This window comes from Acinetobacter nectaris CIP 110549 (genome assembly GCF_000488215.1).
GTDB lineage: Bacteria > Pseudomonadota > Gammaproteobacteria > Pseudomonadales > Moraxellaceae > Acinetobacter > Acinetobacter nectaris.
Genome location: NZ_KI530723.1, coordinates 199,248 through 222,207 on the forward strand (window position 1 = coordinate 199,248; position 22,960 = coordinate 222,207).

Consider the following 22,960-nt stretch of genomic DNA (forward strand, 5'->3'; position numbering starts at 1 on the left):
GCCACCTATTTCATTACATCAATTAAGCTTATATTAATGATTTCTTGAAAAAGTGTCATTAACAATTCTTGGTGTAATAAAAATCAATAGCTCTCTTTTTTGCTCTGTACGGGTTCTATTCTTAAATAAGTTACCCAAACCAGGAATATCTCCAAGTAAAGGTACTTTACTTACATTGTTAGAAGTAGAGTTTTCATATAAACCACCGAGCACCACCGTTTCACCATTGTTTACCAATACATTGGTTTGTAAAGTATTGGTATCAATTGCATAACCTGCATCTGTAAGTAAACCTAAAGTATCTTTTGAAATATTTAATTTCATTTGAACTTTACCATCAGGTGTAATACTTGGTGTCACTTTTAACTCAAGTACAGCGTCTTGGAATGTAGTTGTGGTGCCACTATTACCACTTGTTGTAGCATAAGGAATTTTTGCACCAGATTTAATAATTGCTTCTTGTTTATCACCTGTCATGACTTTCGGTGTAGAAAGTACTTCACCAAGACCATCTGACTGTAAAGCGGATAGTTCCAAGTTTAATAGTGAATCAGCAGTATTTAATAAACCAAATGCAATGCTAGGAGAATTACTCAGCGTTGAGCCCAAATCAACATTCAAATTATTTGAAACCGTACTTGAAGTCCTTAAACTACTAACATTAGCAATTGAACTACCAATAAGCGTTCCTGTACTACGTGTATTTGTACCATCTGTTACAGAACCACTACGACCAGCAACACCCCATTTCACCCCAATTGATTTAGAAAAATCCGTCGAAGCTCTCACAATACGCGCTTCTACCATAACTTGCTTAACAGGAATATCTAACTGTTTAAGTAACTGCTGAATTTGCGTTATTTTGGTTGCTGTATCATTAATAATAATCGTATTTGTACGATCATCTACAGAAATTGTTCCACGTGGGCTAAGTAATGAGCCTCCACTATTATCATCGCTACCACTTAATGCATCTTTACTTTCTCCACCACTTTTCTTTGTTGCAGAAATAAGTTTTTGAATATCTGATGCCTTGGCATAATTCAACTGAATATATTCAGTTTGTAAAGGTGCAAGTTTAATCGACTGTGCATATAGCTTTGCTTGGTCTTCATCTCGCTTGATCATATCACTGGTAGGAGCAATCCAAATAACATTGCCTGTACGACGCTGATCTAAGTTTTTAGTCTGTAAAATAAGTGCAAGTGCCTGATCTGCAGGAACATCTTTCAAGTGTAATGTAATATTACCCTGAACATTATCTGCTGCAACAATATTTTCCCCTGAGAAATCAGCAAGGAGCTGAAGTACACGTCTAATTTCGATATCTTGGAAATCTAGAGATATTTTTTTACCACTATATTTCGTTGCTTGCATTGCACGCTGCGTAGGATCTAACTTTTTACTTACATTAATTGTAAGCTTGTTATCTGCCTGATACGCCATGTAATCAAAGCTATCATTTGCTTGTATTTCAATAACACCATTATTTCCATCATTAAAACTATCAACAATCGATACAGGTGTTGCAAAATCATTCACATTTAAACGTCTTGCTAAATACAGTGGAACTTTATTACCAGTAAATCGTGCAATAATTTTATTATTACGCTGTTGAATATCTACAGGTATTTTAGGGTTAGACAAATCAACAATAATCTGTCCATCACCTTTATCATTACGTTGGAAACCAATATTAGAAATACCTTGCGCAGCAGATGGTAATACTGCTTGAGGTGTTGATACCTGCTGTACAGGTGATGTTGTTGGTAATACTCTTAATATGTAAGTATTTCCTTCAACACGCGTTGAGAATTTACTATTTTGCTTTAAGTCAATGCTCAAACGAGTTCGTGCATTATCAGATGAAACATTAATTGCACTCACTTGATCATTTGAAAAAGGAATTTGACTCTGAGTTGTGGTATTTGTTGTCTCAGGAAAATCGAGTATAAGCTGAGAAGACTGTTGTACCTGATATGCTTTAGGTTGCGGTGGTAATCCATTAAACATAATACGAATTTCAGTGCCCTGATTTGCTACTTGCATTGGAACAATGCCTGTCACAGCTACACCAGCTTGTGCAGTTTGCATTATTGCAACAACAGTTGCACTTAAAAGAAATCGACGAGAGATAGAGTTCATGCTGTGGTCATCCCCAAAAAGTATTGAATTACAATTGTCATTATTATCCCCAAAAAATTAAGACGTTTGGCCCAATAAAATAAGTGCTCGTGGCCTTTCAACATATCCACCATTACCATCAGAAACAACTTCTAATAAATCAAGTTTTGTTGGAGATATTTTCACAACGCGACCTTGATTTAACCCCATATAGTTTCCTGTTTGCACACGATAAATCTGTGAATCTGGTGCTTGAATCAGTGCTACATCTTGCCCATTTGCTCCACGTAGTGTGCCTTTCATCATTAAAGATTCAAGTGGATAAGCTTCAAGCGGCTGTGGTGCACGTGAAAAATTTGGATAAACACGTTTACCAGCCATTACTTTCAGCTCAGTATAAAGAGAACTCGGTAAAAATGGACTACGAATATTTTGTGCACTATATTGAAATGAAGGTGTCGTTTCAAATACTGGTGCTTTTTCAACAGGAAGTGGTGGTTGATTTTTAATCTGAGCCATTTGCCCATTTACTTCCTCTACTCTTGAATCACACCCTGAGAGTAGCAATACACAAGCTAGACAAGTTAATTGATAACGCATTAATGTGCCCCTTTCTTTGTGTTAGATTGTGTTGAATCTTCACCACCCAAGTAACGATATGTCTTTGCATTAATAATATAAGTTAACTCTGGAATTTCAGATCTTTTATTACTATTCGACTGTGCAGTAATTGAGAAATTATGTAGCGTTACAATTCGAGGCAATAAAGCAATATCACTTGCGAACTGTCCAAAGGCATGAAAGTCACCTGTTGCTTCAATAGAAATAGGCTGTTCTAAGAAAAAGTTTTGGCGTACTTCAGGGTCTAAATGAATATTTTTAAACTTTAATCCAGACTCTACCCCCGTTACATTAATATCTTCGACTAGACCAGGTATTTCAGACTCTTTTGGTAATTGCTGTAATTGTTCATTAAAGCTATCTTGCATGGTTTTCAACTGAAGTTGATAACGCTCTAAGTTTCGTAACGTTGATTCTTTTTGACGGTACTCATTCAACAAGCTTTCTTCTTGAGATTTGGCAGCTGAAATTTGCTCTATTACACTACTAATAATTGCAAAATAGCCAACAGCACAAATTATAAAGACAATAAATACCCAACACGTCGCTTTCACCAAAATAGGCCAACTACCGTAGTTGTTTGGATCTAACGAGTTAAACTGTTGTGTAAACTTTTTCAAGGTCATTTTTTGCTTTGGGAGCTGTGCTGAAAAATCATGTAAATCATCATTTTGACTCATTGCTTACTCCCCTCTTTGCTCAATATTCGTTAATGCATTTAAATCATTTGCTTTTTCACCAAGGTCTGCCGTGACTATAAAAGTTCCATACTTATCTTCATCACGTGGCACAACAGAGCTTGGCATATTTGCTGTACCTTTATTATCATTTGCTAAAAATGAACTCATAAATACATTACGATACCAAGGGGAAGCTGACATCAATCGCATCATTTCAGCAACAGCATTTGGACTTTCAGCACGACCTTCGAATGTAAAACTGTCGCCATTACGTGTAAATTTGGTCAAAAATACATTTTTAGGTATCACTCGTGGCAGTTCATCTAATAGACGAACAACAACAGGGCGCTGTGATTGTAGATTCTGAATTAAATGCATTCTGTCAACAATCTCTTTTCTACGCTCTTGCAACCCATCTAAAGATTTCAGTTTTTGGTCTAACTCTTGGTTACTCGTGGTCACAATTTGGTTTGCTTGCGTTTGGTCATTTAACCTTTGATTAAAATAAAACCATGCCAATGCTGTAATCACAATACCAATTAAAGCCGCAAGTACTGAGATAAAAACAAAAGCTTTTTTTCTTGTTTCACGAAGCTCATCACGCCAAGGCAATAGGTTAATTTTAGACATTAGTCAAAACTCCTTAGCGCTGTACCACAAACAACCATTAAAGATGGTGCATCTTGCTTTATTTTTTTAATATTTACTTGTGGAGAAAAAGTCATTTGTAAGAATGGATCGGCAACAGTGACACGATAGCTAAGTGTACTTTGTAAAAATTTTGCTAAGCCTTCTAAATTTGCTGTACCGCCAGCCAATAGAACATGGTCAATTTCATCATATCGAGATGCTGAGAAAAATAATTGTAATGAGCGTGTTGCTTGCTGTGCTAATGCATCCATAAATGGATGTAACACTTCATGCTCATAGTCTTCCGGCAAACTATTGTCTTTTTTAGCACGTCCAGCCTCGGCATAAGACAGTCCATAACGGTTTTGAATATCTAATGTAAGCTGCTTACCACCAAAACTATGTTCACGTGTATAAACAATTTTGCCCTGATCCAATATTGATAATGTCATCATTGAATGACCAATATCAAATAATGCTACAACCTTTGCAGCAATAGGTAATGTATTTGAGAAAATTGAGAAGGATCTCTCAACCGCAAGACTCTCAACATCAGCAACTTTAGGCGAAAGACCTGCATAAATAAGTGCTTCATTTCGTGCGTCAACATTTTCCGTTCGTGTCGCGACCAATAAAACATTTACTTTATTTTGTTTATTTGGAACAACTGAAACCACCTCAAAATCTAAGCTCACCTCATCTAGTGGAAATGGAATATATTGCTCTGCATCTAAACGAATCTGAACTTCACGCTCATCATCATTCATGTCCAAATCCATTTCAATCACTTTTGAAATGACGCTTGCTGTCGGTACAGCAAATGCCGTTTCATCAGATTTTGGATTACCTTGTGCAATCGCACTTTCGATTGCTTCCGATACAGCCTCAGGATTTACAATATTTTTTTCGACTACAGCCCCTTCAGGAAGAGGCTCAATCGCATAAGAGAGCACTTCATAGCGCCCACTTTTTACAGAAAGCTCCAAAATTTTCACAGAAGTTGAACTAATATCAACTCCTATTAACCCCTTTTTCGGTTTACGATTTAACCTAAGCACAATAACTATCCCAATCCCAATCTACTTTTTATAAAAAACGCTACAACGCAAAGTTCTGTTTGTAACATAACCAATATAATAACGTATATAGTACTTTTCATGCGAATATTCTAAGCTATACTTTCATTTTGCTACCCAATTCATATATCAAAATTAATATATATTATGAAAAACCCATATTTCTCAGGTCGAACATACCCACTTTTCTTGCTGATTCTTATCATAATTTTGGCAATTCCAGTCGGATTTTATGGCATGTATCTCTACATTGCCCCTTCTCTTCCTGATATGAGTAGCATTAAAAAAGCACCGTTGCTTAAGCCTATCCAAATCTATACCTCCGATAACCAACTTATTGGTGAGTATGGTGGTCGACTTTCAGTACCCGTTGAATATAAACAAATTCCCCCTCAATTTATTCATGCTTTTTTAGCAGCTGAAGACTCTTCATTTTTTGAGCATAGTGGTATCAGTTTAAAAGGCCTTGGACGTGCAGTCAGTGAAAGTATCTCTGGCTCAGATGTCCAAACAGGCGGCTCAACGATTACGATGCAAGTTGCAAAAAACTACTACCTTAGCCCTGAAAGAACACTTAAGAGAAAACTCACAGAAGTATTCCTTGCTCGAAAGCTAGAACAAAATTTAAGCAAAGAAGAAATTCTATCACTTTATGTGAATAAAATCTTCCTTGGTAAAAATGCTTATGGTATCGCTGCTGCTGCAAAGATTTATTACAATAAAAATCTAACCCAGCTTAGTCTTGCCCAAATGGCAATGATTGCAGGATTACCTAAAGCCCCTTCTAAATATAATCCTGTTGCAAATCCAGAGCGTGCACTTGAGCGTAGAAACTGGATTCTTGGAAGAATGTTGCAACTCGGCTATATCAATCAGCATGAATATCAGATTGCTGTTGCAGAACCATTAAATCTAGATATGCCTGATCGCGGTGTAACCACTCAATTTCCATATATTGGGGAATTGGTTCGTTCCGAAATCGTAGATAAATTTGGCCCTCAAGCTGTAGATGCCGGGTTTAAAATTTATACCACAATCAATAGTAAACGTCAGGCTTATGCTGAAGAAGCCGTACAAGATGGTTTAGAAGAATATGATCGTCGCCATGGTTGGCGTGGTGCTGAAGCGCATGATCAGCCTTTAAGCCAATTTTCCACTTATGCCAATGCCTACCCAGCCAAAGTACTTGAGGTTAACCAAACTACATTTGTCGCAGAACTTAAAGATGGTAAAAAAGTAACAATCCCTTGGGAGGGTATGGTTTGGGCAAAACCCTATCATAATGCCAATAGTGTTGGCCCTGCTCCAACGAAAGCATCACAAATTGTAAAAGTGAATGATATTGTACGCTTACGCCCAAATACAGCTCAAACCGCTTGGTCTCTTGTTCAAATTCCTAAAGTACAAGGTCAACTTATTGCCATTAATCCAAACAATGGTGCGGTTGAAGCAATGGTTGGGGGCTATAGCTACTATCAATCTACCTTTAACAGAGCACTACAAGGTTGGAGACAGCCAGGGTCAACCATTAAACCTTTTATTTATGCTTTAGCGCTTGAACGTGGTATGACACCAAATACAATGGTTGATGATGACCCAATTACTATTGGGAAATGGTCACCTAAAAATGCTGACGGTCGCTTTTTAGGTATGATCCCATTAAGGACAGCACTTTATTTATCTAGGAATACGGTTTCTGTACGTTTACTACAAAGTGTAGGCATTGAACGTGCTCGCCAACTACTCATGGATTTTGGTTTACAAGAAAATCAAATTCCGCGTAACTATACCATTGCGCTTGGAACGCCACAGGTGCTGCCTATTCAAATGGCAACAGGTTATGCAGCTTTTGCAAATGGTGGCTACCGTGTAGAACCTTTCTTTATCGACCATGTTGATGATGCTTACGGAAAAACGTTATACCGAGCTAACCCAGACTATGCATGTATTCCATGTATAAATGAAGATACAGCAAAGAAATCAGGACAAGTTTCAAGTACTCCTGATGATGAAGCATTCTTAACACATGATAAAAATACAGCAGCACCTAAGCTCAAAGAAGCAGATCAAAACAAAAGTGACTACCGTCAAGCACAGCGAATTATCAAATCTAGCTCTGCTTATGACATGGCAAATATACTCCATGATGTAATTCAAATTGGTACGGGTCGTGCTGCACTTTCTGTTGGACGTGAAGATTTGGGTGGTAAAACAGGGACAACCAATGATGCTCGTGATGCTTGGTTCTCGGGCTTTAATGGAAAACTTGTCACCATAACTTGGGTTGGATTTGACCAACCAACTACATTAGGTAAAAGAGAATACGGTGGTGTTGCAGCACTTCCTATTTGGGCAAATTTCATGAAAAATGCACTCAATGGTACACCTTATTCTTGGGTGACATTTGATAAAAATGCCACAGACCCTGACTTGCACATTACACCACAGCAACGTTTAGCCCAAAGTGAAGATCGCGCATCACCACCTATGGCCCATCCAATATATAGACCAGCACCGCCACCTAAAACGAATATCAGCAATAAAGACTTTGGCGGACTACCTGAAGATTCAGGGCTTATTCCAGATGATAACGAAAGTAACAATGCGGCTAATAAAGAAAAAACAGCTTCACCTCCAAAGAAAGATGATCTAGAGCAACTGATTAACCAAGTTCAATAAAATAAAGAAAGCCGTTTTAATTAAACGGCTTTCTTTTTAAATATATATAACTGAAAACTTGCAGTTGCCTCAAAAGACTGCCGAGACTCCAATTGTTCACGGCGTTCTAATTTTGCCTTATACGCATATGGTGTCATCGCAACCAAGTTTTTTAGTGCCGCTTGATCTAAAGTCAAAGGTGCATCTATACGCTGCTGCGCCACAAGATCAAATTCATTTTGAAGCTGTTTTTCTATTTTCTCAGGGTCATGTAAATTGACTTCCCCAAACAATGCCTCTCTCACGGTATATAAATGCTCTGGTGCGGCAACTGCAACCAAACAATATCCTTCAGGCTTTAAAACCCTTAATATCTCAGATGTAGGAATTGGACTAAACACGGTGGTGCACATATCCATAGAGGCATCAAGTACAGGTAAAACTGCCCCTGTTCCCACAATCCATGTCACATTTGTATTGGTTTTCGCAGCTCTCTGTACAGCACTTTTTGAAATATCCACACCCACACAAACATCTGTAGATGCTTGCATTGCACTGGTGTAATACCCCTCACCGCAACCAATATCAAGTAAGTATTTTACCGAATATTTGTCTACACATGCTGTAATTGCTTCTTTTAAAGGTGAGTAATAACCTTCCGATAAAAAAGCACGTCTTGCAGTCACAGACCCAGGTGTATCGCCTGGTGTTTTACTATGCTTGTGCTGAACAACATGTAAATTCACATAACCTTGTTTCGCAACATCAAAACTATGCTTTTGGGCACATTGCCAAGTTTTTACCTGTAAAAGGAGTGCCTCGCGGCAAACAGGACACATTAAATAAGGTTGAGCAACTGCTTCCACTTGTTCAGACTCCATCATAAAAAAAAGCTGGTCAATCGCCAGCTTTTTTGTTTCTTCTTTAGCTTATCGCAATTTTAACGTCATTAGACCTAAAACTACTAAGAAAATCGTAATAATCCAAAAGCGAATTACAACCTGAGTTTCTTTCCAGCCTTTTTTCTCATAATGATGATGTAAAGGTGCCATGAGAAAAACACGCTTATTACGCATTCGGAGTGAGCCAATTTGTAAGAAAACAGAAATTGCTTCCATCACAAAAACACCGCCCATAATTGCAAAGACAATTTCTTGTCTTACCATGACTGCAATTGTGCCTAACATGGCACCAAGTGCCAATGCACCAACATCACCCATAAAGATTTGTGCAGGATGTGCGTTATACCATAAGAAAGCTAGACCCGCACCCACCATGGCAGAGCAAATCACGACAAGCTCTGAGGTATATTTCACATATGGAATATGTAAGTAACTTGCAAAACGAATATCACCAGAAAGATAAGAGAATACACCTAGTCCAGCAGCAACAAGAACAACAGGCATAATGGCCAAGCCATCTAAACCATCTGTTAAGTTCACGGCGTTCGATGCACCATTAATGACAAGATAAGTAAATGCTAGAAATGCTAAACCGAATGGAATGGCTGACAATGGAATACTAATATTCTTAAAGAAAGGCACAAGGAGGTCTAGCATGTTATGAGTAACGATCGGATTACCTTGCGAATTTGCAATCCAATACAACGCAATACCTGCACCGAGTGAACCTACAGAAGTCCAAAAAAACTTCTTTCGTGCAGGTAAACCTGCATTGTCCTTGTAGCGAATTTTAATCCAGTCATCTGCCCAACCAACTGCACCAAAAATCACCATAACCCCAAGTACGATCCATACATAAGGGTTAGATAAGTCTGCCCAAAGTAATGTGCTAATGCCAATAGACATTAAAATAAGTACACCACCCATGGTTGGCGTACCCATTTTTTGCGCATGACCCTCAGGGGCATAACTACTTACCGCTTGACCATACTTTAAAGCACGTAATTTGCGAATCATAACTGGGCCTAAACCCAAACCAATTAACAGTGACGTGATTACACTAAGCAATGCACGTAATGTCAGATACCGAACAACAAGGAAGGATGTATCAAACCCTGCCAATTGTTTAAACAACCATAACAGCATTTAAAGCTTCTCCATCAAGTCAGCCATCAACGTCTCCATATGGGTAAAGCGAGAACCTTTAAACAAGAAGTTCATAGACTGAGGTTGATGTTTTTCAATCATGTGAATTAAAGCAGGCAACGCGTGTGCCTGCGTCTCAAAATTTATTATTTTATCCGATGCCTGAGCACCCGACTTAATCGCTTTTGAATACTGACCTACTGCCACAATATAATCGATTTCTTTTTCAGCAAGTTTCTGTCCTAAAGCAATATGTTCCCGCTCTGCTTCTGCACCTAACTCCCCAATGTCACCAATTACCATGACTTTTAGGCCATTTTGTTTCAATAATACATCTGCTGCTGCAAGCATTGAGCTTGGATTCGCATTATATGTGTCATCAATAAACGTGTATTGATGATGTTGAATAAAGTTTAAACGTCCTTTTGCACCGACAGCATGTTGTAAACCTTTTACAATTTGCGTGAGAGGAATTTTGAGTGCAATTGAAAAAGCGGCAGCGGCCAATGCATTTGATATGTTGTGCTCACCTGCAAATGGCAAACATACATCTGCTGTACCCTCAGGTGTATGCAGACAAAATATTGACTGCTGCGCTTCCAACTGAATATCTGTGGCAAAAACATCTCCTCCCAGACCAAAACTGAGCGTTTCAAGGTGTTGGGTCGTGTTTAAAATATTTACCGTAAAGTCATCTTTTGCAGGTACAACTGCAATGCCAGTTTCAGATAAGTGATTATATATTTCAGATTTTGCTGTACAAATTCCTTCGCGCCCACCAAACTCACCCAAATGAGCTGTACCAATATTTAATATACCTGCGACATCAGGACGTACTAAATTAGACGTATAATCAATTTCACCTTGATGGTTTGCACCAAGCTCCATCACTGCATAACGGTGTTCAGGCAACAACTCCAACAACATCATGGGCACACCCAAGTCATTATTTAAATTACCACGTGTCACAAGTGTCGGTGCAACACCATTTAAAATGCTACTTAGCATTTCTTTTGTTGTTGTTTTACCACTACTTCCTGTCAGTGCAATAACCTGCAAGTTTTTACAAGATTGACGGCGAAATGCACCCAAATGACCAAGTGCTATACGCGTATCTGAAACTATCAATTGAAAAATATTGTCTACTTCAGCGACAGGCTCAGAAACGATAACAACCGTACAACCATGTGATGCAACTTGAGAAACAAAAGTATGACCATCAAAACGTTCACCTTTTAACGCAAGAAATATATCTCCTTGCTCTGCATGACGAGAGTCAGTCAGTACACGTTTCAATAATTCTGATGGTTTTTTATCTTGATACCAATGTCCGCCTGTTGCCTGTTGCAAGTCATTTGCTGACCACGGTGTAAGATGCCCTAAACTTGTTGTTGACGTATGCATTAGTGATGATCTCCTGCCAAATATGCATTCGGCTGTGCATGCTGTGCCTGAATCGCAGATTTAACTTCAACGACATCATCAAACCAATGTCTTACACCATTCACTTCTTGATAATTTTCATGCCCTTTGCCTGCAATCACTACAATGTCACCTGCTTGTGCATGCTTCACTGCATATTTTATGGCTTCTCTTCGATCATCAATTTCTTTTAAAACTTCAGATAACGTTAAGCCTTGCTTCATATCAGCAAAAATTTGTGTGGGGTCTTCTGTACGTGGATTATCCGATGTTAAAACAACAAGATCTGCCCCATTTATGGCAGCTTGTGTCATAAGAATGCGTTTACCACAATCTCTATCACCACCACAGCCAAAAATAGCCCATAGCTGATGATTGACGTGACGTTTTAAACTTCCAAGAACTTGAATTAGTGCATCAGGCGTATGGGCATAATCAACCACAAAAATGCGCTCATCATCACGAATCACTTGCATTCTTCCGGGTGCACCTTCGAGTAAAGAACACTGTTCAATTAAATCTTGAAGAGGTTCACCCAGCGTTGCAACGGCGATTAAACTTGCAACCAAATTTTCAATATTAAAATGACCAAGCAAAGGGCTCTTGACGCGGTATACATCATCGGCTGTATGCAAAGTAAATTCTGCACCATCTAAACTAAATGAAATTTCCGACACATAAAAATCTGCCGTATGATCTTTCATTGAATACGTTAATATACGAGGTTGGCTTGGGTTGTTTTTCGCAGCCTCTTGCATGACTGATGCATATGCATCATCTAAATTAATGACGGCTGTTTTGAGTGTTTGAAACTGAAAAAGCTGTGCCTTTGCTGCCGCATAGACATCTAACGTGCCATGAAAATCTAAATGATCTCGACTCAGGTTACTATAAACAGCAACCTCTATATTCGAACCACTCAAGCGCCCTTGCACTAGCCCATGCGAACTTGCCTCCAAAGCAACGAACTGTGCCTCTTGCTCTGCATAATGATAAAGCTCATTTTGTAAACTAAGTGCATCTAACGTGGTATGAGACGATGCAACAAGATGAGGTAAAATACCATTTCCTGCTGTACCCATTACTGCACAACGCTTATGTTGCAAAGTGAGTAACTCTGCCATTAAACGTGCAATTGTGGTTTTACCATTTGTACCTGTCACAGCCAAAATTCTTGCTGTTTCAACAGGCTTTTTACTCTCTAAATATTGCTTTTGCCATGCACCCATTAAGTGGCGAACATCCGAACAAACAATATTATTTTCAATATTTAGTGCTTGTTCAGAAATCACACCTAAAGCACCTTTCTCTAATGCAGCTTGTGCAAAATCAAGTGTTTTTTCAGGCTGACTATAGCTATTCAATGCAATAAAAATTTGCCCTGAACGAATATACCGACTATCTAAACAGAAGCCCTCAAAAGGTTGGTTTACCCAAGACGCTTGTATTTCAACGGGATAAATTTCTTGCAAAGTAATAGACATAAAAACTCACTTATCGCCGAACATTTGTAGATTGTAATGGTTTATCTAAAGGTACATTCAGCAAGCGTAAAGACTCTTGCATAATTCTTGAAAAGACAGGTGCAGCAACCAAGCCACCATAGTAAGCACCTTGCGGATTCTCTACCACAACTACCATTGCTATACGTGGATTGCTAATTGGAGCAATACCTGCAAATAGTGCACGATACTGTGTTTTAGAGTATCCCTTACGGTCTGGATTCAACTTATGCGCTGTACCTGTTTTACCGCCGACTCGATAGCCCGGAATCTGTGCTTGAGGAGCTGTTCCTCCCGGCTGTGTTACTTGTTCCAACATACCAACAATTTCATTGGCAATTTTAGGCTCAAGTACCTGTTTCCCTTCAGCAGGTTGGTCTAACTTATATAAAGACAACGGCATTTCTTTACCATGATTAGCTAGCATGGCATAGCCTTGCGCAAGCTGTAATACTGTTGCGTTTAAGCCATAACCATATGCCATGGTGCCAATTTCAGAGACATTTAAATATTTTTGAGGCAAAATTAGACCCGCACTTTCACCTGGAAAATGCACAGCAGATTTCGAGCCAAAGCCAAAACGTCTAAAAGTAGTTGGTAACGTGGTTGGTGGTAAAGAAAGGGCAATTTTTGCTGCACCTACGTTGGATGACTTAATAATAACGCCCGCAAGTGTAAGTACACCATGATCGTGTGTATCACGAATTGTATGCCAACCAATACGCATAGAACCCGGATGCGTATCAATAATTGAGTTTGGTGTATATTTTCCACTTTCAAGCGCTGCAGCAATGGTAAATGGCTTCATGGTTGAACCCGGTTCAAACATATCAATTGCGCCACGGTTACGCATCGCATCTTTATTGTTTAAGTCATCTTTATCATTCGGGTTATATGAAGGCCAACTTGCCAGTGCTAAAATCTCACCCGTTTTCACATCGACTGCAATCGCTGTCGCTGAACGTGCATTATTTGCGACACCTGCTGCTGTTAACTCCCTATACATCAAATATTGAATACGAGAATCAATACTTAGAGTAAAATCTTCACCATTTTGAACAGGTCGAATAATATCTGGATCGCGCACACGGTTACCAAATTTGTCTCGAATATTCGTCTGTAGACCAGGTTCACCAGTTAACTGAGTATTCAGCTTCATTTCTAAGCCTTCAACCCCCTTACCATCATTATTGGTTAAACCAATAATCTGAGCATTCGGTTGTGGCTGTGGATAATAACGCTTATATGATTTTTCTGTATATATGCCTTGGAAATTACGCTGTAAAATAACGTCAGCTTCAGGTGGTGGTACTTCAGTTTTTAATACCAAATAACGCGAGTTTGGATGGGCGTTCATACGTGCCTTTAATGTTGCACGATCCATACCTACCGCATCTGCAAGCTCATCCAAATTAAAGTCTTTATCTGGTAGCTTTTGTTTTGGTTTACGTCTTTTACCATCGACCGATGGTGCAGTCATTGCCTCATAGAGTTTTTTATTATCAAAATAATCTTTTGGATCCATAATAATTTTCATGATTGGCGAGCTAATTGCCAAAGGAATACCATTACGATCACTAATGACACCACGCATTGGCTCTACAGTTTGATCTCGCTGAATCAATGCATTGGCTTTATTTTGCAAAAAGTCTTTATTAATAATTTGTACGTAAAATGCACGACAAACCAGCGCAATGAAGCAGACTAAAATCATGCCCCAAATTAAATAAAAGCGCCATTGGTCAAATGCAGCAGTTGGTTTTTCTGTAATTGAACGCTTAAGTTTACGTGTTTGCTTCATTTGTTTTTCAGCCATAGAGCAACCTTATTTTTTTTGCTCCAACGAAGGTAAAGAAATTACAACAGTATCTGCGGTAGGTGGAGAAAACATTCTCAACTGGGTCACTGCACGTGTTCCAATTTGAGAGGTTGAGCCGAAGGTTTGCTGCTCAATCAGCAACCTCCCCCACTCTGCATTCAAATCATCTTCCTCTCGTAAATACGTCGTCATTTGTCTATAGTCATGCCTATATTCAAACACTTCAAAAACTACCATCGTTGCACTTATGAAAATCAGAAGTACAAGAAAGAAGTATGCAATAATTTTCTTATGCGAGACGGTAAACCGAGAGGCTTGATTTTCTATTACTTCTAGTTCTTCTGCTTTCATCTGTTGCCTTTTTTCACCAATCCTTCTGCGACACGAAGCCATGCACTTCTAGATCTTGGATTGCTTTTCACTTCTTCAGGGCTTGCACAAACACGTGCAATTTTCTTTAATCTTCGTGTGTCTTCTTGTTTTTGCGGCATTCCCCAGCCACTATCTTCAGGCAATGTCGACTCTTGCTGAATAAACTGTTTAATCATTCTATCTTCAAGTGAGTGAAAGCTTATCACAGCTAGGCGACCTTTAGGCCCAATTAAATCGACTGCTTGGGGTAAAAAGGTTTCAATATCTTCTAATTCTTTATTAATGGCAATACGGATGCCTTGAAATGCTCTTGTTGCAGGGTGTTTCTTTTTTTCCCACTTTGGGTGTGCTTTTTTGACAATTTCAGCAAGCTCTGCAGTCGTTGCAATATCTCCTGCCTCTTTAATTGCACGAGCAATACGACGGCTATAACGCTCTTCACCATATTTGTAGATGGTATTCGCTAAAACTTCTTCATCCACATCTAATAGCCATTCTCTTGCAGTCTGACCTTTAGAGTTATCCATTCGCATATCAAGCGGGCCATTATGCATAAAGCTAAAGCCACGTTCAGCTTCATCAAGCTGTGGTGAGGAAACGCCTAAATCTGCCATAATGCCATCAACATGCTCAATACCAATGGCATTTAATTCTGCTTGTATATCGGCAAAACTTGCATGAATAATTTTAAATCTTGAATCTTCTTTTTCGAGTTCAGCAGCAACTGCAAGAGCTTGTGGGTCTTTATCAAAAGCATAAACACGGCTATTTTCATCTAACTTAGAAAGTAAAAGCCTTGTATGACCACCCCGACCAAACGTCGCATCTACATATACCCCTGTACGACGATCAGCAAGAAGCGCATCTATAGTTTCATTAAGCAGTACAGAAATATGTGACATAAAAAACAAGCATCAAATGATTTAAAAATGTAATTGCACATTATCTATGGCTTTACTACAAGTACCAAATAACTTTTTGTAGAAAAATATTAACCTAATTCATGACTTTTCAATGCTTTTATCTATTTTTTATACAAAAAGGGACTTAAAAAGCATAAGTACAATATATAAAGTCACCAATGCTATGAAATATGAATATTCAGTATCATATACATGTATTATTTATAACTTTACACATAGCAACTGTGAATATAATTCTGATGCCTGTATACATATTGTAAAATAAAAATGAATCTCATTTAATTTATTTCAGCTATAGTACAACACATGATCACGATACAGTTACAACAACGGGTCTAAAAAGTCACTTTTTAAAATATTTTTTGGGAGTATATCAATGGGCATTTTCAGCTTGGTTTTACTAAGCCTATGTATTGGAACAAGTACAACATCATTGTATGCCAATGCAATAGAAAATGTGCATACCGCAAAAGTGGCTCAGCCTCTCATCATTAAACAAAGTCTTTCAGAAAAATCAGCAACATCTTTAATTGAGCAAACGCTAAATAAACAAAGACAAGCTGTCGATCAGCTCAGTTCTAATTCAGATGATATAAAAATTTTAACTACGATTCATGTCCAACCTACGCAAAACTTTTTTGCTGCTCAACATGACCGTTTCTCCCGTTTTATACAAAGTCTATTTTCACACGACTCATAAGAAAAACCTCATTCAAAGTTAAATTCATAGATTGCCACCTGTATTTTTCACGTTACACTTGGCGTTATAATGGTTTTTATTTGAATTAAAGTAACTATGACTGTTCGTACTCGTATTGCTCCGTCACCGACTGGCTTTCCACATGTTGGAACTGCATATATCGCCCTATTCAATTTATGCTTTGCTAAACAACATGGCGGCGAATTTATTCTCCGTATAGAAGATACAGACCAACAACGTTCAACACCTGAATCTGAAAAAATGATTTTAGATTCACTACGTTGGCTTGGTATCGAATGGAGCGAAGGCCCTGATGTTGGTGGCCCACATGCACCATACCGCCAATCTGAACGTATGGATATCTATAAGAACTATGCATTAGAACTTGTAGAAAAAGGACATGCTTTTTATTGTTTCGCCACAGCAGAAGAACTCGATCAGATGCGTGCAGAACAACAAGCACGTGGTGAAACACCAAAGTACGATGGTCGTGGACTTAAACTTTCAAATGAAGAAGTTTCTCGTCGCCTTGCAGCAGGTGAACCCCACGTTATTCGTATGAAAGTTCCTGAGGAAGGTACTTGTCAGTTCAATGACTTGTTACGTGGTGAAGTTGAGATTCCTTGGGCACAAGTAGATATGCAAATTCTACTCAAAACTGATGGTTTACCAACATACCACCTTGCAAACGTTGTTGATGACCATCTCATGGAAATTACCCATGTATTGCGTGGTGAAGAATGGCTGCCTTCTGCTCCTAAGCACCAATTGCTTTATCAGTATTTTGGTTGGGAGATGCCTATTCTTTGTCACATGCCTTTATTGCGTAATCCAGACAAATCAAAACTTTCAAAACGTAAAAATCCAACTTCAATTAATTACTATAAAGATATTGGCGTTCTACCTGAAGCACTACTCAACTATTTGGCACGTATGGGCTGGTCAATGCCTGATGAGCGCGAAGTATTTACACTTGATGAAATGAAAGCAAATTTCGATGTCAAACGTGTTTCACTCGGCGGCCCAATCTTTGACGTAGAAAAGCTTAATTGGTTAAATGGTCAATGGATCAAATCACTTACACCAACTGAATTATTAGGCCGTATTCTTCAATGGCAAAATGACAGTAAAAAACTTGAAGATATTGCAGCAGCAATTCAACCACGTATTAGTCTTCTTTCAGAAGCAGTGAATTGGTCGGCATTCTATTTTAACCATATGCCAACACTGACAGCAGAAATGTTTGAGCATAAAAAGTTAACACCTGAACAGGTGCGCCAAAGCCTACAGTTTGCAATTTGGCGTTTAGAAAAAACCTTTACATGGAACAATGATACCGTTAGCCAAATCTTAATGGATTTAGCAAATCAGATGGACATCAAGCTCCGTGACTTTATGCCAACATTCTTTATTGCAATTGCAGGCTCAACAAGTGCAACCCCGATCATGCAAGCTATGGTAACTATTGGGCCAGATTTAACTTATGCTCGATTACGTCATGCACTTGAAATTGTCGGCAAACCAAGTAAAAAAGAGTTAAAAGTGTGGGAAAAATTAAATGAATCACTAGAGTTGGCTAAAAACAACCCAACTGATTCATAATATACATATTTTACTTGACCTTAGTGAGCGTTATTCATAGTATAGCGCTCACAACACAGCTGGGGTTATAGCTCAGTTGGTAGAGCGCTACAATGGCATTGTAGAGGTCAGCAGTTCGATCCTGCTTGACTCCACCAGTCTCTCGTTGTTTATATGTCCCTATCGTCTAGAGGCCTAGGACATCGCCCTTTCACGGCGGTAACCGGGGTTCGAATCCCCGTAGGGACGCCAAATTCCAAAAAAGCCTAGCATCAATTATGTTAGGCTTTTTTTATTGGGTTGCTGAATATATTGTCAGTACATGGTTGTTCTAAGTCAAAAGTGACCTTGCTTTCACAAAGGTTTAAAAGGTAACAAGTTCTGGGCTAATTTGTTCGCTTATCGCTTGCCCCTTCGCGTCATGAGGCACTATACATTATTTTCAATCCCGTATTGATGCAGTATAGGATCTTGCACTCGCCCAATATATCCAGCAACTTCAGTTTATACCCATTCCTCTGAAATATCATCCATCAAATCAACTTGCCAGTTTTGTGCTTGAATCTGTATGTTTAAATCACGAATTTTTGCTGCAGTATCATCTGCTTGCTTCTGAAAGCTAGAGACCTGAATGACTTTATTCCATTTAATCTCTCTTGAGCTATAACGATTAGGCTCACGATGAGTCTGTTCAATCGCAGCAATTAAAATTTTATGCCTTTCTACCAAAGCATCTCGCTGTGTTAACTGTGCTAAAAGTGTTTTTCCATTTTTTAGAACTGTTCGTGCATTGGTTAAATGGATACGATATATCATTTTTTGATGCTCTGCTGCCAATAGAAAAACCTCTTGTAACAGCTGATTAGGATCTTCTGAAGGTATATCTCCCTCCTGAACCAATACATTGTTGTTTATACGCTGTTTAAGTGAAGCAATCTTTTTTTGTTGATCACTGCGAATAAGCAATGCTTCTGCCAGTTTCATATTTCACCTAATTTTATATTTAATATTGTCATTACAACTTACACTAAGAGTTAACGCATAGAAGCAAAAAAAGTAATGAGAAAAGGAGCAGCAATTGTCAAAACAAAGCCACTAAATATTGCTATTTGCACATCTATATCATTGCAGTTCTTTTTCACAAAGGGTAATGTTGAGTCCATTGCTGTTGCGCCACAGACCCCGATTACTGCTTGCGAACGATATTGCCCAAATAAATATAGAAGAATAATGGCATATAGTTCTCTTATTAAATCTGTAAGTAAGGTAAAACTACCAAGCTCATTTGTACTTAATTTTGCAACCAAAGAACCTGACAGGCTAAACCAACCTAATCCACTACCTGCCATCATTAAGGTCATAAAATTATAACTTAATAAAGTGCATGCGATGCCTGAAGCGACAAACAAAGCAACCAAAGACATACATGGCACATAAATATGTTGGAACGTTATTTTTTCTAATTTTACCGAAGCTAAATCTATACCAATCAAAAAAACTACAACATAAAGTAAGTAAGTTGTAAGTGGAATATGCGAAAGAATATTCGGCATATATTGATACAGTAATACTCCAATCACTACCATTGAAATGGCACAAATACACTCTTTAATCGGTGACAGAATATCTTTAAATTGCTTTACTGATTTTTGCTTTTCTAATACTGATGATTTGTTCTGAAAAAACTGAAAATATAGAAGTATGAATGTCACAATAGAAAGTATAGAAGCGTACAAGAAGGCATCTACACATACTTTTATGCCAATAGACGGATCAGCTAAAACAATGCCAAACTCATAACCGACCGTAATTAATAAGACCCACACCACATAACCAATACTTTTTACAAGTTTTTGCTTGAGAGACATCGTCCAAATACGAGCGCTTCCCCACCCTAAAGCAAGAAAAATAAACAAAGGTAGAAGCGATGAAATAAGAACAGCGAGCATATATATTTATTGATTTAGTCTATTGTGTAAATATAGCACAACCATTCAAAAGTATATGCGCTCCTCTTTGAAGTAGACCCACCACAACATCCATATTTTGCCTATTTAGAATACTATTGCACATTTGTAGCTTTTCTCTACAATAACTCGCTTCCTTTTTTGATTAATCTGTGTATACATGCCGTCATCTCAATCTCCGAATGATCCATTGGATCAGGGCAATTCTGCGCCTCTCAAACGCGCTATGAGTACCCGACACTTGGTGATGCTCTCACTAGGTGGTGCCATCGGCACAGGCCTATTTTTAGGTTCGGGTGAAGTCATTGCACAAACGGGGCCTGTAGGTGCCATTATTTCTTATTTTCTAGGTGGCTTGATTGCTTATCTTGTCATGCTATGTTTAGGCGAACTTGCCGTACACATGCCTGTTTCAGGCTCTTTTGGAGAATATTCTACAAGATACATTGGACCTGCTACAGGTTATATGATTACTTGGGTATATTGGCTCACTTGGACTGCAACACTTGGTACAGAATTTACTGCCGCCGCACTTTTAATGCAAGAATGGTTTCCACACGTATCCATGTGGATTTGGACACTTATTTTTGCAGCCATTGTATTTACACTCAATATTAGCTCTACACGCATGTTTGCAGAGTCTGAGTTTTGGCTTGCTTTAGTCAAAGTTGTTACTGTTATTGGCTTTATCCTACTTGGATTACTTGCAATATTTGGAATTATTCATTACAACAGCCAACCTTCTGCACCTTTATTTAATAACTTGGTGTCACATGGTTGGTTCCCTAAAGGTGTGTTCCCAATTTTTGCAACTATGCTTATTGTGAACTTTGCCTTTTCAGGAACAGAACTTATTGGCGTTGCTGCTGGAGAAACAGAAAACCCAGCGAAGAATGTTCCAAAAGCAATTAATGCCTCAATTTGGCGTCTACTTATTTTCTTTGTAGGTACTATTATTGTTATTAGTGCATTACTCCCTTATGAGCAAGCTGGACTAAGCAGCAATTCTGTCAGTAGTAGTCCTTTTGTGACTGTATTTAAATATATCGGTATTCCATATGCTGAAGATATTATCCGTTTTGTGATTATTACAGCGTTACTGTCCGCAGCAAACTCAGGGCTTTATGCAGCTTCACGTATGATGTGGTCGCTCTCTGAAAAGAAACAACTGCCTACAGTATTTGCAAAGCTTACAAAATCAGGGACGCCAATTATTGCAATTATTGTAACTATGTTTGGTGCTGTGCCGGGCTTACTATCAGAACAGTTTGCACCTGAAACTATTTTCAAGAATTTGCTTGGTGTAGCTGCATTTACAATGGTTATTGTATGGACAGCTATTTGTGTATGCCAATTTAATTTTCGCCGTCAATGGTATAAATCTGGGCATACCAAAGAAGAGTTAAAATTTGCTGCACCACTGTTCCCAATTACTCCTATTCTTGGTTTTATTTTCTGTGTGATTACTTGTATTAGTATGGCTGTAGACCCACAAATGTTACCGGGTTTTTATAGTTGCCTTGGTTTCATCACACTCTGCTATATAAGCCATTTCTTTTTATACCGTAATAAAACAAACTAATAAGGGACAGTCGTCTTTTATTATAAAAGTGTAGCCATTCGCTACACTTTTTTTTTATCCATTTATACTAAGAATTCATAGATATAATAATGCGTTCCTCATAAATATGAAGATTATTTTTATTCACGGTATTAATCAACAAAACTTTGATGCCCAATCCTTTGAACATCATTGGTCAGATGTCTTTAATATTGGTTTAGAAAAAAATAATCTAGACATTACATCTAAAGACATCAATCTGGAATTCCCTTTTTACGGCGACATTCTCACAACACGAAAAATGAAAAATGCTGTTCATTTGAATACCATGAATCCCAATTGGGCATTTTTTGAAAAACTTCCAAAATTAAAAGAGCGTAATAAAGAAAAAATTCAAAAGGCACTCGAAATACCACTCTTGCCACATTACGATGAATCACAAAAATACTCATTGAAACGTAAGTTTTTTTTACTATCACAACTGGCAAAAGACCATGTACTCAAAGAAATGGTTATTCTCTTAAATCACTTCCCCAATTTACATGAGTCCCTTGTTCAAAAATTCATTTCTGAAGCATATCTATATTGGTACGACACTACGTTTAAGAAAGAAATTCATGCGCGTATTATTTCTTGTTTTGAAAAGGGTGAAAAACACATTGTTGTCGCACACTCATTAGGCACAGTCATTGCCTATAATGTTTTACATGAACTTTCTAAAGACTACCCCATAGAAAGATTCATTACACTCGCATCTCCGCTTCCTTTTAATGTGGTACAACGACATATTGTTTCACCCATTCAACGCCCTGAAGCCTTACATGGAGATTGGTATAACTTTTATTCTCGTGATGATTACCTTACAACTTTTCCAATGACTGCACCTCGTTTCAACCTCTCACCAAAAGTAGAAAACCATCTCATTACAACCTTTGCTGATAAACCACATGAAATTATCGGCTACTTACAACACCCTCATGTTATTCGTTCTATTTTTGAGCAAACGAACTATTTAAAACAGAATCTAAAAAATACGGTAAACTTCTAAATATGTAATATTTTCTATTTACCTTAGTATTTAGAACTTTTTTTAACCAAAGAAATAGAAATATTTCATTTTTCTTAAAAAAGTATTTGACAGAACCTCAGATTAAACCTAATATATGCCCACCTTCTGATGTGTCCCTATCGTCTAGAGGCCTAGGACATCGCCCTTTCACGGCGGTAACCGGGGTTCGAATCCCCGTAGGGACGCCACTTAAATTCAGAATACTCT

At 38.2% G+C, this 22,960-nt stretch carries 19 protein-coding genes and 3 tRNA genes; 8 read left to right on the top strand and 14 right to left on the bottom strand.

What is annotated here, in order from left to right:
- Positions 1-33 precede the first annotated feature (33 nt).
- The 5 genes from pilQ to P256_RS07395 are packed head-to-tail and all read right to left on the bottom strand — an operon-like array spanning position 34 to position 5,113.
- Entirely contained in the window at positions 34-2,145 is a 2,112-nt protein-coding gene (gene pilQ, locus P256_RS07375) for a type IV pilus secretin PilQ (protein WP_023273063.1), read from the bottom strand.
- A gap of 57 nt (positions 2,146-2,202) precedes the next feature.
- Positions 2,203-2,724 carry a pilus assembly protein PilP gene (locus tag P256_RS07380; RefSeq protein WP_023273064.1) on the bottom strand — a complete coding sequence of 174 codons (522 nt, stop codon included), beginning with the start codon at positions 2,722-2,724 and terminating at the stop codon, positions 2,203-2,205.
- Positions 2,724-3,425: a type IV pilus inner membrane component PilO gene (locus tag P256_RS07385; RefSeq protein WP_023273065.1), complete on the bottom strand. Its 702-nt coding sequence runs from the start codon at positions 3,423-3,425 to the stop codon at positions 2,724-2,726. Before P256_RS07385 ends, P256_RS07380 begins: the two co-directional genes overlap by 1 nt.
- Positions 3,426-3,428: 3 nt before the next feature.
- Positions 3,429-4,055 (bottom strand): PilN domain-containing protein, encoded by a 627-nt coding sequence (locus tag P256_RS07390; protein ID WP_023273066.1) that lies wholly within the window; start codon positions 4,053-4,055, stop codon positions 3,429-3,431.
- The gene (locus P256_RS07395; RefSeq protein WP_023273067.1) at positions 4,055-5,113 is read right to left on the bottom strand and encodes a pilus assembly protein PilM; all 1,059 of its coding nucleotides are present in this window, start codon (positions 5,111-5,113) and stop codon (positions 4,055-4,057) included. The genes P256_RS07390 and P256_RS07395 overlap by 1 nt, the downstream gene beginning before the upstream one ends.
- Positions 5,114-5,278: 165 nt before the next feature.
- On the opposite strand from P256_RS07395, the gene P256_RS07400 reads away from it, so the two are divergent.
- Complete coding sequence (locus P256_RS07400) at positions 5,279-7,810, top strand: penicillin-binding protein 1A (protein ID WP_023273068.1); 2,532 nt, start codon at positions 5,279-5,281, stop codon at positions 7,808-7,810.
- A gap of 20 nt (positions 7,811-7,830) precedes the next feature.
- Here P256_RS07400 and P256_RS07405 read toward each other — a convergent pair whose 3' ends face one another.
- The 7 genes from P256_RS07405 to rsmH are packed head-to-tail and all read right to left on the bottom strand — an operon-like array spanning position 7,831 to position 15,854.
- The gene (locus P256_RS07405) at positions 7,831-8,670 is read right to left on the bottom strand and encodes a putative RNA methyltransferase (RefSeq protein WP_051353571.1); all 840 of its coding nucleotides are present in this window, start codon (positions 8,668-8,670) and stop codon (positions 7,831-7,833) included.
- A 48-nt stretch (positions 8,671-8,718) separates the two neighbouring features.
- Entirely contained in the window at positions 8,719-9,837 is a 1,119-nt protein-coding gene (gene mraY / locus P256_RS07410) for a phospho-N-acetylmuramoyl-pentapeptide-transferase (RefSeq protein WP_023273070.1), read from the bottom strand.
- Positions 9,838-11,241: a UDP-N-acetylmuramoyl-tripeptide--D-alanyl-D-alanine ligase gene (locus P256_RS07415; protein ID WP_023273071.1), complete on the bottom strand. Its 1,404-nt coding sequence runs from the start codon at positions 11,239-11,241 to the stop codon at positions 9,838-9,840.
- Entirely contained in the window at positions 11,241-12,743 is a 1,503-nt protein-coding gene (locus P256_RS07420) for a UDP-N-acetylmuramoyl-L-alanyl-D-glutamate--2,6-diaminopimelate ligase (protein ID WP_023273072.1), read from the bottom strand. The genes P256_RS07415 and P256_RS07420 overlap by 1 nt, the downstream gene beginning before the upstream one ends.
- A gap of 10 nt (positions 12,744-12,753) precedes the next feature.
- On the bottom strand, positions 12,754-14,577 hold the full coding sequence (ftsI, locus tag P256_RS07425) for a penicillin-binding protein PBP3 (protein WP_023273073.1): 1,824 nt from the start codon (positions 14,575-14,577) through the stop codon (positions 12,754-12,756).
- 9 nt (positions 14,578-14,586) lie between these two features.
- On the bottom strand, positions 14,587-14,931 hold the full coding sequence (gene ftsL / locus P256_RS07430) for a cell division protein FtsL (RefSeq protein WP_023273074.1): 345 nt from the start codon (positions 14,929-14,931) through the stop codon (positions 14,587-14,589).
- A complete protein-coding gene (gene rsmH, locus P256_RS07435; protein ID WP_023273075.1) occupies positions 14,928-15,854 on the bottom strand; it encodes a 16S rRNA (cytosine(1402)-N(4))-methyltransferase RsmH in 927 nt (308 codons plus the stop codon). The genes ftsL and rsmH overlap by 4 nt, the downstream gene beginning before the upstream one ends.
- Before the next feature lie 397 nt (positions 15,855-16,251).
- Between rsmH and P256_RS07440 the strand changes: the two genes are divergently transcribed.
- From P256_RS07440 to P256_RS07455, 4 genes are all read left to right on the top strand, one after another.
- The gene (locus P256_RS07440) at positions 16,252-16,575 is read left to right on the top strand and encodes a hypothetical protein (RefSeq protein ID WP_023273076.1); all 324 of its coding nucleotides are present in this window, start codon (positions 16,252-16,254) and stop codon (positions 16,573-16,575) included.
- A gap of 96 nt (positions 16,576-16,671) precedes the next feature.
- Positions 16,672-18,177, top strand: coding sequence for a glutamate--tRNA ligase (gltX, locus tag P256_RS07445; RefSeq protein WP_023273077.1), 1,506 nt, complete (start codon positions 16,672-16,674; stop codon positions 18,175-18,177).
- 61 nt (positions 18,178-18,238) lie between these two features.
- A tRNA-Ala gene (locus P256_RS07450) sits at positions 18,239-18,314 on the top strand.
- 18 nt (positions 18,315-18,332) lie between these two features.
- A tRNA-Glu gene (locus P256_RS07455) sits at positions 18,333-18,408 on the top strand.
- Between the two features lie 252 nt (positions 18,409-18,660).
- Here the strand turns inward: P256_RS07455 and P256_RS07460 are convergent.
- Both P256_RS07460 and P256_RS07465 read right to left on the bottom strand, forming a co-directional pair.
- Entirely contained in the window at positions 18,661-19,140 is a 480-nt protein-coding gene (locus tag P256_RS07460; protein ID WP_023273078.1) for a DIP1984 family protein, read from the bottom strand.
- Between the two features lie 50 nt (positions 19,141-19,190).
- On the bottom strand, positions 19,191-20,105 hold the full coding sequence (locus tag P256_RS07465; RefSeq protein ID WP_023273079.1) for a LysO family transporter: 915 nt from the start codon (positions 20,103-20,105) through the stop codon (positions 19,191-19,193).
- A gap of 178 nt (positions 20,106-20,283) precedes the next feature.
- On the opposite strand from P256_RS07465, the gene P256_RS07470 reads away from it, so the two are divergent.
- The 3 genes from P256_RS07470 to P256_RS07480 all read left to right on the top strand — a co-directional run bounded on the left by P256_RS07470 (position 20,284) and on the right by P256_RS07480 (position 22,941).
- On the top strand, positions 20,284-21,705 hold the full coding sequence (locus P256_RS07470; RefSeq protein WP_023273080.1) for an amino acid permease: 1,422 nt from the start codon (positions 20,284-20,286) through the stop codon (positions 21,703-21,705).
- Positions 21,706-21,811: 106 nt separating this feature from the next.
- Positions 21,812-22,732: a lipase family protein gene (locus tag P256_RS07475; RefSeq protein WP_023273081.1), complete on the top strand. Its 921-nt coding sequence runs from the start codon at positions 21,812-21,814 to the stop codon at positions 22,730-22,732.
- Positions 22,733-22,865: 133 nt separating this feature from the next.
- A tRNA-Glu gene (locus P256_RS07480) sits at positions 22,866-22,941 on the top strand.
- Positions 22,942-22,960: the final 19 nt, after the last annotated feature.